The sequence below is a fragment of the Flavobacterium sp. W21_SRS_FM6 genome (genome assembly GCF_052119645.1).
In the GTDB taxonomy this organism is placed as follows: Bacteria; Pseudomonadota; Gammaproteobacteria; order Enterobacterales; family Alteromonadaceae; genus Paraglaciecola.
Map to the genome: position 1 here is coordinate 118,671 of NZ_JBGQOM010000010.1, position 15,650 is coordinate 134,320.

Below are 15,650 nucleotides of genomic sequence, written 5' to 3' on the forward strand. Positions count from 1 at the left end.
CATTAAGATGAGAAGTTAAATGCAAGATTTACAGCAATCGATAGATCTAATTTTCGATTACCTTAAAGGTGTTTGGATAAAAAAGCGTTATGTTTTGGCTTGTTCTTGGTTGATCTGCCCAGTTGGTTTTTTTTATGTCGCGTCTTTACCCGATGTATACAGCTCAGAAGCAAGAGTATTCGTTGACACTCGCTCAGTCTTACAACCGCTACTCCGTGGTTTAGCAATACAATCTAACCCAGACCAAGAAATTGAGATGATCGTAAAGACACTATTTAGCCGGTCTAACTTAGAAGCTATTGCTCGAGATTCCGATTTAGATATTACTACTAAAAATACTGCTGAATATGAAAGCTTGATAAAGTCGTTGGGAAAAGAAATACGATTGCAGACAGCTGGGAGAGATAATTTATACACTATATCGTATTCACACAAAAATCCTCAAATGGCAAAAACAGTAGTGCAAACTACCCTTGACTTATTTGTGGAAGATACCCTTGGCAATAGCAGACAAGATTCTGATTCTGCAAGCCAATTTCTTGACGAACAAATAAGTGAATACGAGACGCGCCTTAATGATGCAGACCAACGTTTGGCTGACTTTAAGAGAAAATATGCAGATATATTACCTAACCAAGGCTCGTTTTATCAAAATTATAATCAACTAGAGAAAAACTTAGAACAAACTAAACTCACCATACGTGAAACTGAACAACAAATGAAAACGTTAACTGATCAAATTAAAGGTTCGAAAACTCAATCTGATAGTTTTTCAGTAAGAGATCCTAACTCAAACACGTCTTTAACTACGCGATTTGATAGTAGAATTCAAACTTTAGAAAGTAAACTCGATGAATTAATGTTGAAGTACACTAAATTCCACCCTGATGTTATCGAAACTACTGACTTGTTAAACAATTTAAAAGAGCAAAGAAGCCAAGAATTGGAAGACTATTATGCCAATTTAGGAGATGGTGAAGGTACAGAACTTGTCGGTTCAATTTCCAGCGAATTACGCTTGGAGGCCAATAGACTTGAAAGCCTTATAGCCTCTTTGAAAGTTCGTCAAACCGACTACGAATCTAAGATTGAAGTACTGAAACAGAAAATTGATTTAGTCCCACAAATTGAAGCAGAAGCCACCGCATTAAACCGCAACTATGGTACAACAAAAACAAAATATGAAGAGTTACTTTCTAGAAGAGAATCAGCAGAGTTATCACAAAAAGCAGATGTATCATCAGACGATGTTAAATTTAAAGTGTTAACGCCACCTCTAGCTCCTACTAAGCCAAGCGGCCCAAACCGTTTGATAGGTTACACATTGGTGCTGATATTAGGGTTTGGATCAGGTTTAGGCATAGCGTTTTTAGTTAGCCAAATCAACCCAATTTTAACGAGAGGTAGTCAATTAACCTCAATGACCTCTTATCCTGTATTGGGAAATGTTAGCCATTTAAATCTGAGTCAAATAGAAAAAACAAATCGAAAGTTACTTGTTATTTTTGTTATTTCCTCAGGTTTCATTGTTGCGTTTTATTGCGCTTTAGTTGCTGCTGATGTTATGTCTATTAACTTATATACGAGGTTCATCGCATGAACTCAATTGAAAAAGCTCTTTTAAGACAGCAAGCAGATTCGAAAAAGGATAAATTGAAAAATATTGAAGCACAGGAATTGAATCCTATTGAAAAAGTGCAACCAGAAAGTAGCCAAACAACAATTCTGAATGAATCGCGTGAAATCAATAGTCCCTCTTTTATTCAGATTGACTTAGCAATACTTGAGGCAAAAGGCTTTGTAGCAAATAGTAGTACTAGTAGCCGCAAATTGATCAACGAAGAATATCGAGCGATCAAACGAAAAGTATTGAATAACGCTTTTGGTCCATTGTCTAAGTCGTTGAATAATAGCAATATTATTATGGTTACTAGCTCTAGACCAAGTGAAGGGAAAACCTTTACCGCTGTTAATCTAGCGTTAAGCATTGCATTAGAAAAAGATAAAACAGTACTACTAGTTGATGCTGACGTTCTAAAGCCAAACGTAATGCGTACCTTGGAACTAAAAAACCAAGAAGGTTTAATGGAATATCTATTGGGTGAAAAAACGGATATATCAGAGGTAATGTGCAACACCAATGTACCTAACTTAAGAATAATACCCGCAGGTAAATCCCATCATTTATCCACTGAATTATTGGCAAGTGAAAAGATGTCTCAAGCGGTAGAAGAATTTGCCAATCGTTACCCTGATCGAGTGGTTATTGTTGATACCCCTCCTCTTTTAGGAATAAATGAAACGGCTATTTTAGCTAATTTGGCAGGGCAAGCCATTGTTGTTACTGAAGAAAACAAGTCAAAATTGATTGATGTACAAAAAGCGGTTGCCCACTTAAGCCCCGATATGGCTATCGGCTTTGTAGTCAATAAAGCACAAAGCGTAAACAAAGATGGCACTGGTTATGGTTACTACTATGCCGGTAATAATTAGTGGTTTGTATCAAGCGATGTGCCAACATTTCAATGAATAAAATTTCTATAGCCAGTTTAATCATTTTTCCTTGTTCTGCGTTTTCAGGAGAATTGACAGTCTTACCTTCAATCAGTACTACGGGTTACTTGACACAAACTCAACTAGGCGAAGAAAGCAAAGACAATAATGTAGCTATTGCTTTTCAGCCCAAATTAGTGAGTGTTTATGATAGTAAAAAGGTTGATGTATCTTTTAGTCTCGAACAAACCTTAGTTCGGCAAAATGACGAGGGGGGAGATAAAAATTTCACCGACGCTAGCATAAATTCGATGGTCAATATAATCGATAAAACGCTATTGTTTAGTGTTGTTGGAAATCAATCTTATCGTGCTTTAAATCAAGGACAAGATCTATTTAGCGACAAGCTTTTGGCATCTGGAGATATGAGCAAAGTCAAAAATTATTCATCGAATTTAATGTTTACTTTACCCAACCCAAAATATTTTGGCTTGAATCTGACGACTGGTTATTCTGAAACGAGCTCTGAGCAATCATTAGACAGTAACAATGGACTCGATAGCAGTAATATTCTGGCGTCATCACGCTTATATAGCGGTAGAAGATTGCAAATAGTAACCTTTGATTTCAGTGCTAATTACAACAAAAGCGACAGAACTAACCTAAGTGAATTCGAATCAACATCATTGAATGGTAATGTTAAATTCAAGATTTTTGACAAGTTAAGATTTGTATTAACTGGTCGAGACGAGCAATACAATTTTGATGAAAACAGTCCAGTCTCACGCCCCAGTTTAGACACTACCAGTTATGGTGTAGGTTTGGGGTGGTATGCACGTGACGATCGTTTTTTTCAACTAACTTACAATACCCTCGAAGAAGGTGAAAATACCAATAACTTTGTAGGGTTCGATATGGACTGGGCCTTTAGTCAGCGTACATCTTTAAGTGCTAATTATGGCAAACGTTTTTACGGCGATGCTTATGCGCTGCAATTTGACTATAAAATGAAATATCTAAAAAGTAGTCTGCGTTACAGCGAAGATATTACAACCTTTGCCCGTTTAAGCCAGTCTACAAATTCATTAGGGCTTTTTGTTTGTGAATTAGGCGCTAGCGACTTTTCAACCTGCTTTCAACCACAAGAGTTGAATTATGAGTTACAACCTGGTGAACAGTTCATAACCTATAATGAGACTATTAGCGACATAACTGATGAAGTTATTTTATCAAAGTCTGCCAGATACGAACTCGCTTACGATAAACGTAAAATTAAAATATCCTTTAATCTTGGTTATCAACAAACTGAATATTTAGAGACTAACAGGCTACAAAAATATAAGACTGCCGGTGTCGTTTTTAATTATGATTTAAGCAGAAAAACCAATATATCTTTAAATACCCAGTTAATTAATAGAGAAACCACTGACACAGAACAAGGCGAAGATACTCACTCAATAACCTTGTCAGGTAAACACAGTTTAAGTCGCAATGCGGATGTTGACTTGTCCTTTCGCTGGTTGGATCGAAACTCAGAAAATGAACTCAGAGATGCCACAGACAAACGCCTCACACTCGGTTTTACCTACTCCTTCTAACTCACTATTATTTATTCTTTCCGTGTATTAGGCGATCACGTTTAAACAGGGTCGCCAGTTCTTCCCTGCCCTTTTTGCTGGTTTTTATTAACTCATCCATGTTCATTTTCTCATTGACGGTTTTGTCGAGTAAGGTCTTGTCATGCTCTGCAAATATAGACACCATCTCGTTCACTTGTTCGTTATTAAAGCCATATTCTTTGAGTAATATTCCAGCGGCTTCCAAGCCTCCTGCAAACAGTTCGCGCACGTAGAGCTTTACGCCAAGTTCACTTAAACGTTTTGCAGTAAAACGGTTTCGGGCGCGTGCAATAATGCTGACATGAGGAAAGTTTTGCTGAACTAGTTCAGCGATTTTCAGTGCGTCCTCTTCATTGTCTACTGCGATTAAGAGTATCTTCGCTTGCGCGATTCCTGCGGTATCTAACAAGTCTAACCGACTGGCATCGCCGTAAAACACTTTATTGCCAAACTGTTTCACAAACTCGATATGTTTTGCATCTTTGTCTAAGGCGGTAAAAGCAATGTTATTGGCGGCTAAAATCCTAGCACTCACTTGACCAAAGCGGCCAAAACCAGCAATGATAACTTGCGGCTCACTCTCGTCGCGGTGACTGTCGTAGACAGCAGGGCAATTTTTACTGGTAAACCACATACTATGAAGTATTACTAGTGGCGCAGTGAGGGCCATTGAGATACCCACGATCAAACTTACCTGAGCTGCGATATCAGGTGCGAGTATGCCACTCCCTGCTGCCTGAGTCATGACTACAAAAGCAAATTCTCCCCCTTGTGACAACATCAAGCCTATCCTCATGGCATCGGTGGTCAGTTGTTTATTGGCTTTTAGAATAAGAAAAATAATCAGCGTTTTAATCACGACCAACATGATACTGGCACTGATAATAAATAGCGGTTCTAAAACCAGTAGGCTTAAATCTAAATTCATACCTATAGCAATAAAAAATAAGCCCAAAAGTAACCCTTTAAAGGGTTCAATTTCGGTTTCCAATTGATGCCTAAAGCTGGAATTTGCAAGCAGAATACCTGCAATAAAAGCGCCCATTCCCATAGATAAACCAGCAGCTTCCATACCTAATGCCGTCGCGATAACAATTAGCAGGGCTGACGCCGTCATGACTTCTGCACTGCCATAAGATGAAATGAGTCGTAAAAAGGGGTTAACCAAAAAGCGGCCTATAATGAGCACGCCAACAACCGCTAGCACACTTATCCACCATTGCGGGCCTGATGTTGTATTAGCACTCGAGACACTTTCAACCAATAATAAAATAGGGATGACAGCCAAATCTTGCATTAATAAAATTGAAAAACCTTGCTGACCCGGCGGTGTTTTAAGAATTTTATGCTCGCTCATCAATTGCACTGCAAAGGCAGTAGACGATAAACCTAGCGACAAGCCAATAATGCTGGAGATAACAACACTGAAGCCCAATACGAAGTGTAAGATAGCACCAATTGCTAAGGCGCTGATAAGTAGCTGACCGCCCCCAGTAAACACGATTTGGGTTCGCATCTTCCAAAGCTTGTCGGGTGCAAGTTCAAGTCCTATTAAAAACAACAGTAAAACCACACCCAGCTCGGCCACATGTAAAATAGTCTGCGGATCGTTTACCCAATCGAACACTTGTGGGCCAATCACCAAGCCTGCGACCAAATAGCCCAAGATAGCGCCTAATTTTAATTTTTTAAAAATAGGGACAGCCACAACGGTGGCGACCAAAAAAATAAGTACGGTGGCTAAGCCTGTCATGCTTTTTACTCTGAGCGTTCTTGAATGAAATTAAGCATATCAGATTTAGTTAAAACCCATAACAAACCTTATATAGAACTAACTCATCTTTGCAATGACCTCAAGCTATCGCACACTAATGGCAGTCTCAATCAACGTGCTTTTACCGTGGAATACAGCGCTTTAATATTATTTACGATAGCCAGTAGCATCACCCCTGGCCCTAATAACTTGATGATCATGACATCAGGTGTCAATTATGGTTTTCGCCGCAGTTTGCCTCATTTATTAGGCATTGATATTGGCTTTGTCTTGATGATCATCGGCGTGGGGTTAGGTATCAGCCAGTTGTTTGCTCAAATACCTGAACTGTTAATTTGGCTCAAAATTGCGGGGATTATGTACCTTGGTTATTTAGCTTATCGAATTGCCACCAGCCCAACGACTCCTTTGGTGGCCGATGTTGTAGATGAGATGCAACGTAAACCTCTGAGTTTTTTACAAGCAGCGCTATTTCAGTGGGTTAATCCTAAAGCGTGGATAATGATTGTTGGTGCGATAGTCACTTATACCAATTCGAGTCTCGATTACACCTTACAAGTCGGTATTATCGCCTTATTTTTCCTCTGTTTAGGCACGCCTTGTACTTTTATGTGGTTGGGTTTTGGTACTGCATTAAAACGGTATTTAGCCAATTCCCGCCATCTAAAGATCTTCAATATTGTGATGGCCAGTTTATTAATGCTCTCGCTATTACCGGTGATCCTTGAATTGTTTACAATGGCGATTCCCTGAGCAGCTGTTTATTTATAGCAAACTAAAGGAATATTTAGTGCGATAAATACTTGCTGCATTACCGCCAATTTATGGGTTTTTACGATAGTCACTAACTCTTGCCATCTTGGGCTGTGTTGCTGACTTAAAAATGCTACAGCACTGTGTTGCTGCAAAAATACCTCAGGTTGAGAATAAGGGCGCAACACATTGTGAATATCGCTTATTTTGGGCGCTAAAACCCTGTTTATTCTGGGAGTGGTAAAACTTATTTCTAAACCTTTGGGGTCAAGATCTGGAAACATTATGACCTCAATATCCAGCGGTAATTGACTCAACAGATATTTCAGCCCTTTTGCAGTTGCTTGGTCGTGCCCACGGTAAACCACTAAACTGTGTTTGTTGTCTTGCATTGTAACGTGGTGCCATTTGTCAAACACATCTAAATTTTCTACCACAACAATACTAGAAAACTGACTCAAATCGATACGTTCAACCAGCAAACGAACACTTGTTCCAAGAGGTAGCATTAACCGATGCCCGTCGAGTTCAAACTTGGCTAGGCACTTTGCTAGCACATACTTATCGTTTGGCTTACTATCAGCCAACTTGTCATTATTGCTTTGTGCAATAATGGCCACTCGGTCTTGGTCACTGGCTAAACCGGCAAGTAGGTTCAATCTGGGATAACTGCGCTCTATTTCGCGGCGTAGCGTTTCTTTACTGACAGGGTTAAACACAAAGTGTTTGCCGTTGTGATACAAATCAAAATGCTGCTCTAACCACTGTTTTAACTTACCTTTGCTGGCCAGTAACAACTTATTCTCATCGCGAAAAAAGCGACTTAAGGTTGCAATTTCTGACTTGCCCAATTCCATTGTTATTATCTTAAACCCAGTTCAACATCACGAATAATGTAATTACCCGAATAAATGGGATGAGCTTCGCCATTGGTATCTAATGCAAAATAGCTTTGCTCTTCCATGGTCAAGCCTTGATATCCGCCAACCACTTGGTAAATCCACACTTCTGGATCAAACTCAAGAGCATGCTGTTGATGATAATCAAGTGCCGTTAAACGCTCACCGCTATCAATAACCTGACAAAAATAGGCTTCTACCGCTAACCTAAGTTTATCTTCAGCAAACTGCGCCGAACTTTGTTCTTCCACATTAATTTTTTGTGCCGCTCGCTCAGGTTGATGAGAGGTATTCGAACGATTAAAGGCTTTAATCGCGCCAACCAGTTGCTGTAAATCTTGCTCATGTTCAATGCGATGCACATCTACGGCTGCAGGTTTAATTAACGCAGCTGCTTGATTAAACAACATAGGCACTTGGCTTAACTGGCTGTAATTTACTGGGCTAAAATCTGGCTTTTGCTCCATGTGGAGTAAAAAGCCTTTCAGCAGCTGAGTACGGCCTTTAAATTCACGAAAACGGCCAATTAATTCCAGTAAACGAGCTTGAACAATTGAAAGCTCCTGAATCACTTTCGAGAAACTATGTTGTAGCGTGACGACAAGTAAATGGCGTAGCTCGCGGTTACTTCCAGCAAGCTCACTTAACTCATCAAAGCGAAACATCTCTAATTGTTTAAGCAATTCACTGACTTGGCTTTGCGCTAACTCGTTTTCACGAATTTTGGCATCAATTGATGCCACATAACCAAACTCATTATTAATACGACTAAACAGCACTCGCACACTATTCGCCAATGACTCAGTCAACGCATACACATGCTCAGTTAAATCGGACAAATGGGCGTCAGCTTCGGCGTAGCGGCTGTGATATAGGGCCTCTTTATAATGTTGGGCCAATGTTTTTAAGCTGGCTAAGGCCGAACCAATATTGGCATCGATTTGACGATTACGCTCATCATGCAAACTGCCTTCAAGCAAATTACGCACGGCACTTTTTAAACGCAGCTGAGTGTCAGACTCCGGTCGCCACAATATACCTAGCTGACATAAACTTTCGATCACTTTTGGGCTGTATTTACTTTCGTCTAAGGTCCCCGATAAATACACCTGCATGATTAAGTCCGCATGGCGGCTCAGCGCATTAAGAAGCCTAACGCCTGCCTGTTGTAAATGCTGGTTCATCGGCCAACACTCCAAAGCTTAGTTAAGGCCAAACTCATAGTAAACTACCTTGTTGCACCGCATTTTCAGCTTGTTCAGTTAACGATAAGGCTTCAGTTTCATCAATAAATTTGAGCACGTCATATAAATATTCAACTTTGCCAGTGGCAATAAATATTTGTTTTTCGACATTAGGTTTAAGTAAATAACCCAACTGAGTTAAGCGGTTAAATACCAATTTAAGTTGCCCATCTAACTGGGTACTCGTAGAGCCAAACAAACGATTACGGGATATTTTTTCCAATTGCTCAGCAAAGGCTGGTGTGTCTTCGATGGTGGTTTGCAACTCATTTAGACGAATTGCCGTACCTTGAGTCACAGGCACATCTGAGCCATTGGCTTGTTGCACTAACAATAGCCATTCAACTAAAGGCATTAATTGACTGGAGATTTCTTGAAACTGACCGCCTAATTGTTTGCGTTCGTTATCATACAAACTTTGATACGCTGCAAAAAACACATCCCCCTCAGCTGCGCTAGCTAAGGTACGATTGAGCACATTTAGTTGTGTTTCGATTTTGTCACTGTTGCCTGAGGTTTTAAGAAAGCGCCATGCCTCTTCATCACTAATTTGACAAATAAAAGCACCAGACAACAATAACTCTAGGATTCGACCTTGTTCAGTGATCATGCTTGTGCCTCCGTGTCGTTGTGCTGTGTTTGGCGTGCTTTAGCTTGCTTTAGGCGTTCGGTGATCGCGCTTATTTTGGGCTCCACTACCTGTAATTTGCGCGTGCCTTTGTCAATCAAATAGCGATTTTCGAATAAGGTCAGTACTTCTGACTCAGGGTTTGGAAAGGCCCCCACCACACAGATATCGTTGTTTTGACAGGCATCAAAAATCTTTTTCACGTTACTTTGATGCAATGTGCCCAGTTCATCAATTGGCCAATGGATGGTTGCGTTAGCACTGCCACGTAATAAACGGGTAAAGGCTAATAAAAACTTACACAAGATCAAATACGCCATACCGTGACTGGAAGACTCGTTTAACTGACGGTCGGTACGAATAACCAAATCACTGTTTCCCTCTCGCAAATGTAATTCAATGTCGAGTAACTTGCTGATACCACCGCTTAAGGCTGCACGGCCAAGAATGTCTAACACTTTTCGCATACTTTGCGCGTAATCATCGTCAGGTAGTTCATTGGCGCCCTCACTCATCCACTCATGATAGAGTTTTTGAAATTGCGCTAATTCAGGCCAAAATTCAAGCTCACTAATGCGTGACCGTATTTTCACTGCAGACTCAGACACCCCTTCTAAAAACAGCTCTTCGTCCACTTCTTTGCTGATCCGTTTACTTTGGCTAGCAATACGTTTGTCGATGTCTTCCAGTACGTTGTAATACTGCGTTAAATCAGCGCCGAAAATTCGTCCTTGCTCCCGTAGACCTTGCATTTTTTGCGGTACAATTTCATTTAACAAACGAGCGAGATGACTCACTAAACGGCGGTGGTCAACTCCACGAATACCTTTGTCATTAACATAGGCGCATTCTTCACGTGAACGCTCCCAGGTATCCGATAACCCCGTACCAGCTTGTGCAGCGATGAGTTGATCAAAATGCTCCACATACACTTTAATATCGCCCAGTAAGGTTTCACGATTTTGTAAAAGCCCCTGCCCCTCGGAAATACGCTGGGCAATATTTAAGGTTTCAGAGCTCCCTTGCTGCGCGGTGAATTCAGCCGCAGCCAAACTAATTTTAGCTAACAAGCGTTTGATATTTTGCACATCCAACTCTTGTTCCTTGGCCGTTTTTAAGTTGTGCTCAAACTCAGTTTGTTGTTGTTTTAACTGACTTATTAAGGCTTTAAAGTTGGCTTGCTCTTGGCTTAATTCGCGTTCAGCACTGCTCGCGACTTTTTTTGCTTTAGCCAACTGTTGTTGCCAACTTAACTTATGACCAGTGAAGATGGTTTTATACCAGTGCTCATAGTCTTTAACTTTATGCCTATGGGTTTCGGTATGCTGGATATCGTGTTTAAGCTGTTTGATCAGCTTTTGTAAGCTGCCTATTTCATCCACATCAACGCCACGATTGGCTAATTCATCAGCCAACCATTGTTCGGATTTTTTCTTATCAAGCGCGGCAGTTTGCCTGGCCTTTTGCATGTACTGCTCAACTTGACTGACTTGCTGTTGGGTATCACCTAATAATTGCTGCCAGTGAAATTGATGTTCAGTTTGCGCTTCACGTAATTGGTCTTGCAGGGCCTGTTTAGATTCAGCAAACAAGGCTTGTTCTTTTCCTTGCTGCGTTTCATTTTTCTTCAAGGCGTTTTTGTTATGCAGCTTACGCTCACTTAAGGCTTGGCTATACTCTTGTTGCAATAATTCTTTATCTTGCTGCACCCGTTTACGCTTAGCTTCAGCAGTACGGGTATCGCTTTCACATTTCGCACATTGCAGCTCTTTGTTACGCACGTCTTCACTGGCTTTCGCCAGCAATAACTCTGCTTCATTTTGCTCATCTAGCAAGGTCGCTAAGGTCGCCTGAGCTTCTTGTAAGCGCTGCTGCAATATTTGCTCAGATTGCGCATATTCAGGCACCGACACATTACTCAGTTCAAGTTGTAAACCAAACAGATTGTCATTGCTTGGGCTAAAACTTGGCTTTAAATCACTGCGTTTTAATAGTTCTGGGTGGATCACCTTACCCAGTTTTTGTTCCCAGCCCGGCTGCTCTTTGCGTAACACTTCTAATAAACTGTTGTGACCTGGATACAGCAGCGCTTCAACTTTATTGACCTGCTGTTGTTGCTGCAAATACTGTTTTCTAGCTTGCTCTAAGGCATCATTCGCTTTGCTACGTTGCTGCTGTGCGCCTTGATGGCCCTGCTGAGCCGCACGAAATTTATCGCGAGTTTCATCTTCAATGTGGCTTAGCTCTTTAATGCTCGCATCAAGTAAATCAATTTGGCTTTGCTCAAACTCACTAAAACCTGCATTTTTAATGCTGGCACTTAAGGTAGCATGTTGTATTTTAAGCTCACCAAAACGCTCCTGAAATTCACTGCTTAATTGACTTTGTTGCTCAGCAAAGTCTTGTTTAATTTCTTGCAGGTGCTGGTGTTCCTGCGACTTTTGTTCAGACAACTTATCTTGCAAGTTTTGTTTTTGCTCACCAAAGCCTTCAAGCTCTATGTTCAATTTTTCGGTTAACTCAGCAATTCGTTTGTTAAAAGCAGACTCAACATCTTGGTGTTTTTCAGTGAGTAGTTGATAGCGGGTATTAGCGGTATCTAATTCGCTGGTCCATTGCGGAAGCAATTGCAGGTTGGCTTGCAAGGTTTCGATATCTTGGTTTTGCCAATCATCAAATTCTTTTTCAACTTGCTCGAGATCTTTTTCAAGTTTACGGCTATCCGCCTTAGCTGCAGACAATTGCTGGTTTAGTCCATCACGCTTGTTCGCCCACTCGCCTTCTTGTTTTTTTACCTCCAGTAAGGTTTCATCAAACTGGCCTTGCAATTGAATAATACTGGCAGCTAATTTACTCAGGTCAAAATCAAATTGTAATTTCAATTCAGCCAATCGACCTTCTGTTTGGCTCAGTTCATGATCCGCGCGCTCCAACTTGGCAAACTCTGGGCGAATTTCATCGAACTCTTTGATCAAGTGACATTCGCGGATCCAATCTTCAACCCGATTCCGGCTCAAGCTGGATGTAGGTGGCTGTACACCATCTTCTTCTAAAATGGCGGCAATCATGGCTTTAATGGTTTCCATTTTGCCTTCTTTAGAATGCACCGCCTTCGCTAATTTTTCGATATGGCGTAAATGGTGGCTACCATCACACAAACTAAAAATGCGTGCATAACCCAGTAATTCTCGGCTATTGGCGGTGCCGTTTAACACGCCACGATCGTTTTGTAATATGGCGCGATAGTCTTTGGTATTGAGAAGGTTAGTGACCAATATGTTTGAGCGTTTCAAACTGCGCGCCAATTCATTCATCGAAACGCTGACATGCTCACCCGCATTGTTTTTATAGAGGTAGTCACTCAACTCAAATGGTTTACCTACAAAACGATAATTCACCCCATTACCACCAGAGGCTAGTACAACCTGACACAGATCGAGCTCGTTACGTTCATATTCGTAAATGATAAAACTGGATTCTCGGGGTAAATACCAACGTTCAAAACTGTCGCGAGTTGCGGGTACTACGCGGCTTGGATACTCGCCGTAAAATACCGGAATCAATCGCTGTAAGGTGGTTTTACCTGAGGCGTTTGTGCCACATATATTGGTGTGGCCTTTGAGCTTTAACTCAACCACTCCGGGCAAATGAGTATCAATAAGAATAATGCGATGTAAACCAGGCATAAATGACCTACTACTAGCTAAATTTGGCGCTTCCAGCCGCTGCAAAATAAGCACTGGCAAGCAAAAAGAATGGGGCGAATATTACCGAGTTTTAGTCCTTATTCATACCCTAGAATATGGGCTTTTCAGCTGAACTAGGGCGCTTATGCCTAAATACTAAGCGGGTTTAAAATCTTGGCTTTGAAGTGGCTAAATAATCCCCTAAATCCAATGTGAGACGAATATTTACCCATTGTAAAAATTAAGTAGATTATTTCGCCATCACACTTAACTTTCTGAATAAACTGCGTAATATCATCGTTATAGCCAGACGTTTGCTGCTTTCTCGATTTATGGGGTGCAATGGTGAATTTTACACTTTTTTAGCCTTTGAATAATTAAGATGAGAATCACTTTGCCTAGTTTATTTGCAGAAATTCGTCGCCGTAAAGTATTTCAAACCTTTGTGCCGTATTTAGGGTTTGTATGGCTGATATTGCAAATCGTCAGTGTTGTTACCCCCATGGTTAACCTCTCTCCTTTATTTAATACTCTAGTGGCTGTTACCTTGTTCGCTGGAATGCCAGTGATGCTGTATTTGTCATGGTATTTCGATTTCACCATGGACGGCTTGGTGGCTATTGCTGATAATGAAACAGGTAAAGTATCCCCTTTTGGTTTATCTCGCTGGACCATTCTACTACTTATCACTTTAGGCTCAGGTTTCGTGGCATACCGCTATTTTTCGAATGTTCAAATAGAGTTTGCCAAAGCGAGCGATGGCATCAAACAAACCTTCATCGCTGACTCCATAGCCGTTCTACCTTTTAAAGATGCCAGTGCCGACCAAGATCAAGCCTTTTTGGCGCAAGGCTTAGCCGAGGAAATCACCAGTTTATTAGGTCGCACCGATGGCCTTAAAGTCGCAGCATCTAGTTCAACGAGTGCATTGGCAGAAAAAGGCCTTGACCCTGTCACTATCGCGAGGCGTTTGCAGGTAGATACGGCGTTAACGGGCAGTGTCAGAGTCATAGGCGATCAGCTCAAAATACGAGTAGAGTTAGTAGACGCTGCCGATGCCAAGGTATTGTGGAGCGAAACCTTCGCCCGTAAATTCAGTGATATATTTATCGTCGAAAGTGAGATAGCCCGTTCTACGGTTAATATGCTGCAAGACACCTATATCGAAACGGGCTCGTTAACCAACAGCGCCTCCACCAAAAGCACTGATGCCTATGTGATTTATCTCAAAGGCCGTGAGCAATATCGCAAACAAACCCCAGAATCGATGAAAGCCGCACGTAAATTATTTGAACAAGCCATTGGCCTTGATCCTGAATATGCACAGGCTTATGTGGCGTTGGCTGATACGATTGCAATGCTGGCGAAAGGAACAAACGGCATCGGGCATGATGCTTTTTTTGGTGTGCTTGATGGTGATATTGCTCGTCAATTATCAGAACAAAATATCGAAAAGGCCTTGCTTAGAAATCCCGAGTTATCTGAAGCCTATGCTATTCGAGGACTAACTTTAGCTTATTTGAGTAAACAAAGTGACGAAGCATTATCCTTTCTTGATAAAGCGATTAAATTGAGTCCAAGCTCCGCAAAATCTTATATGTGGAAATTTGCGGTCTTAGACAAACTAGGGAGATATTCAGAAGCATGGCAGGCCTTAGAGAAAGCCTACTTACTTGATCCTATTTCCATAGCTAATCAATCTAATCGAGGGTTTTATTTATCTCAACAAGGCCTTATTCAAGAAGCTGAAAACCAATATAACTTACTCATTTCAGAATTTCCAAATTCACCGCTGGGTTATGCTGGAATGGCTAGTATTGAATATAACAGAGCAAATTACTCTGAGAGTATTCTTTATTGGAAACAAGCTCATTCAATATCGCCTGATAACGATCGATATGAAAAAAGTTATATCGGTTTGCTGCTCGAGCTCGGTTTGGTCAATGAAGCGCGAAAACTTACTTCAGACTCTTTTTATATTCCGACTTTTTTATTGATAGAGAAAAAACACTCAGAGTTAATCGATGAAATGAACACAAGAATATTAGCTAACCCAGATGACCCATGGGTACGATTTGAAACCGCCTTTTATCAGATGCTTATTGGTAACAATAGCGCCGCAGAAAAATTACTTGTTCCCTTGTTGACAGAGTTTTCCGATGGCGAGTTATACAATATGCCGCTATGCAGCCCCGCCATCGAAATAGCTTGGGCACTTGTTGAGCAGGATAACAACAAAGAATCGCAACCAATACTGAGAGAGTGCGAACGTCAACTAGACAATGCTCGGCAAGAAAATATTAAAGATGCATTTGCAGATTACCTAGGGGCTCGCTTAGCTGCCTTAAATAATAACGAAAAACTTGCATCACAAGAACTAAGCAACGCTTTTGAAAATGGCTGGCGACAATGGTGGACAAAATATGACCCCATTATCGCACCGCTGTTAGAAACCGATACTGGTAAAGACATAATGATAAAAATTGATGATCATCTGCAAAAAGAAAGAGAAGAAGTAAAGCAACTCAACATTTTTTAGTTAGCTTAGAAAAGT

Annotated in this window: 10 protein-coding genes; 5 read left to right on the forward strand and 5 right to left on the reverse strand. The window is 40.9% G+C overall.

Annotated elements, in window-relative coordinates; translation table 11 throughout:
* Window positions 1–19 precede the first annotated feature (19 nt).
* Genes ACEN2L_RS16260 through ACEN2L_RS16270 form a run of 3 tightly spaced genes read left to right on the forward strand, consistent with a single transcriptional unit; the run spans window position 20 to window position 4,091 of the window.
* Window positions 20–1,600, forward strand: coding sequence for an XrtA system polysaccharide chain length determinant (locus ACEN2L_RS16260; protein WP_441745208.1), 1,581 nt, complete (start codon window positions 20–22; stop codon window positions 1,598–1,600).
* A complete protein-coding gene (locus tag ACEN2L_RS16265) occupies window positions 1,597–2,493 on the forward strand; it encodes an XrtA-associated tyrosine autokinase (protein ID WP_441745210.1) in 897 nt (298 codons plus the stop codon). The genes ACEN2L_RS16260 and ACEN2L_RS16265 overlap by 4 nt, the downstream gene beginning before the upstream one ends.
* A gap of 32 nt (window positions 2,494–2,525) precedes the next feature.
* Window positions 2,526–4,091, forward strand: a complete 1,566-nt coding sequence (locus tag ACEN2L_RS16270; protein WP_441745212.1) for a TIGR03016 family PEP-CTERM system-associated outer membrane protein — start codon at window positions 2,526–2,528, stop codon at window positions 4,089–4,091.
* 7 nt (window positions 4,092–4,098) lie between these two features.
* Here ACEN2L_RS16270 and ACEN2L_RS16275 read toward each other — a convergent pair whose 3' ends face one another.
* Window positions 4,099–5,865, reverse strand: a complete 1,767-nt coding sequence (locus tag ACEN2L_RS16275; RefSeq protein WP_441745214.1) for a monovalent cation:proton antiporter-2 (CPA2) family protein — start codon at window positions 5,863–5,865, stop codon at window positions 4,099–4,101.
* A 24-nt stretch (window positions 5,866–5,889) separates the two neighbouring features.
* Here ACEN2L_RS16275 and ACEN2L_RS16280 point away from each other — a divergent pair, with 24 nt between their 5' ends.
* Window positions 5,890–6,639, forward strand: a complete 750-nt coding sequence (locus tag ACEN2L_RS16280) for a LysE family translocator (protein ID WP_441745216.1) — start codon at window positions 5,890–5,892, stop codon at window positions 6,637–6,639.
* Between the two features lie 8 nt (window positions 6,640–6,647).
* Here the strand turns inward: ACEN2L_RS16280 and ACEN2L_RS16285 are convergent, their stop codons facing one another.
* The 4 genes from ACEN2L_RS16285 to ACEN2L_RS16300 are packed head-to-tail and all read right to left on the reverse strand — an operon-like array spanning window position 6,648 to window position 13,096.
* Entirely contained in the window at window positions 6,648–7,496 is an 849-nt protein-coding gene (locus tag ACEN2L_RS16285; protein ID WP_441745218.1) for a DUF7281 domain-containing protein, read from the reverse strand.
* 5 nt (window positions 7,497–7,501) lie between these two features.
* Window positions 7,502–8,722, reverse strand: coding sequence for a hypothetical protein (locus ACEN2L_RS16290; protein WP_441745220.1), 1,221 nt, complete (start codon window positions 8,720–8,722; stop codon window positions 7,502–7,504).
* A gap of 34 nt (window positions 8,723–8,756) precedes the next feature.
* Window positions 8,757–9,392, reverse strand: coding sequence for a condensin complex protein MksE (locus ACEN2L_RS16295; RefSeq protein ID WP_441745222.1), 636 nt, complete (start codon window positions 9,390–9,392; stop codon window positions 8,757–8,759).
* Window positions 9,389–13,096, reverse strand: coding sequence for an ATP-binding protein (locus ACEN2L_RS16300; RefSeq protein WP_441745223.1), 3,708 nt, complete (start codon window positions 13,094–13,096; stop codon window positions 9,389–9,391). The genes ACEN2L_RS16295 and ACEN2L_RS16300 overlap by 4 nt, the downstream gene beginning before the upstream one ends.
* A 394-nt stretch (window positions 13,097–13,490) precedes the next feature.
* Here ACEN2L_RS16300 and ACEN2L_RS16305 point away from each other — a divergent pair, with 394 nt between their 5' ends.
* Window positions 13,491–15,635 carry a hypothetical protein gene (locus ACEN2L_RS16305; protein WP_441745224.1) on the forward strand — a complete coding sequence of 715 codons (2,145 nt, stop codon included), beginning with the start codon at window positions 13,491–13,493 and terminating at the stop codon, window positions 15,633–15,635.
* The last annotated feature ends 15 nt before the right edge of the window (window positions 15,636–15,650 follow it).

Excerpts from the sequence above, each read along its gene's own strand:
- ACEN2L_RS16260 (WP_441745208.1), top strand. The coding sequence starts at position 20 with ATGCAAGATTTACAGCAATCGATAGATCTAATTTTCGATTACCTTAAA.
- ACEN2L_RS16265 (WP_441745210.1), top strand. The coding sequence starts at position 1,597 with ATGAACTCAATTGAAAAAGCTCTTTTAAGACAGCAAGCAGATTCGAAA.
- ACEN2L_RS16270 (WP_441745212.1), top strand. The coding sequence starts at position 2,526 with ATGAATAAAATTTCTATAGCCAGTTTAATCATTTTTCCTTGTTCTGCG.
- ACEN2L_RS16275 (WP_441745214.1), bottom strand. The coding sequence starts at position 5,865 with ATGACAGGCTTAGCCACCGTACTTATTTTTTTGGTCGCCACCGTTGTG.
- ACEN2L_RS16280 (WP_441745216.1), top strand. The coding sequence starts at position 5,890 with ATGAAATTAAGCATATCAGATTTAGTTAAAACCCATAACAAACCTTAT.
- ACEN2L_RS16285 (WP_441745218.1), bottom strand. The coding sequence starts at position 7,496 with ATGGAATTGGGCAAGTCAGAAATTGCAACCTTAAGTCGCTTTTTTCGC.
- ACEN2L_RS16290 (WP_441745220.1), bottom strand. The coding sequence starts at position 8,722 with ATGAACCAGCATTTACAACAGGCAGGCGTTAGGCTTCTTAATGCGCTG.
- ACEN2L_RS16295 (WP_441745222.1), bottom strand. The coding sequence starts at position 9,392 with ATGATCACTGAACAAGGTCGAATCCTAGAGTTATTGTTGTCTGGTGCT.
- ACEN2L_RS16300 (WP_441745223.1), bottom strand. The coding sequence starts at position 13,096 with ATGCCTGGTTTACATCGCATTATTCTTATTGATACTCATTTGCCCGGA.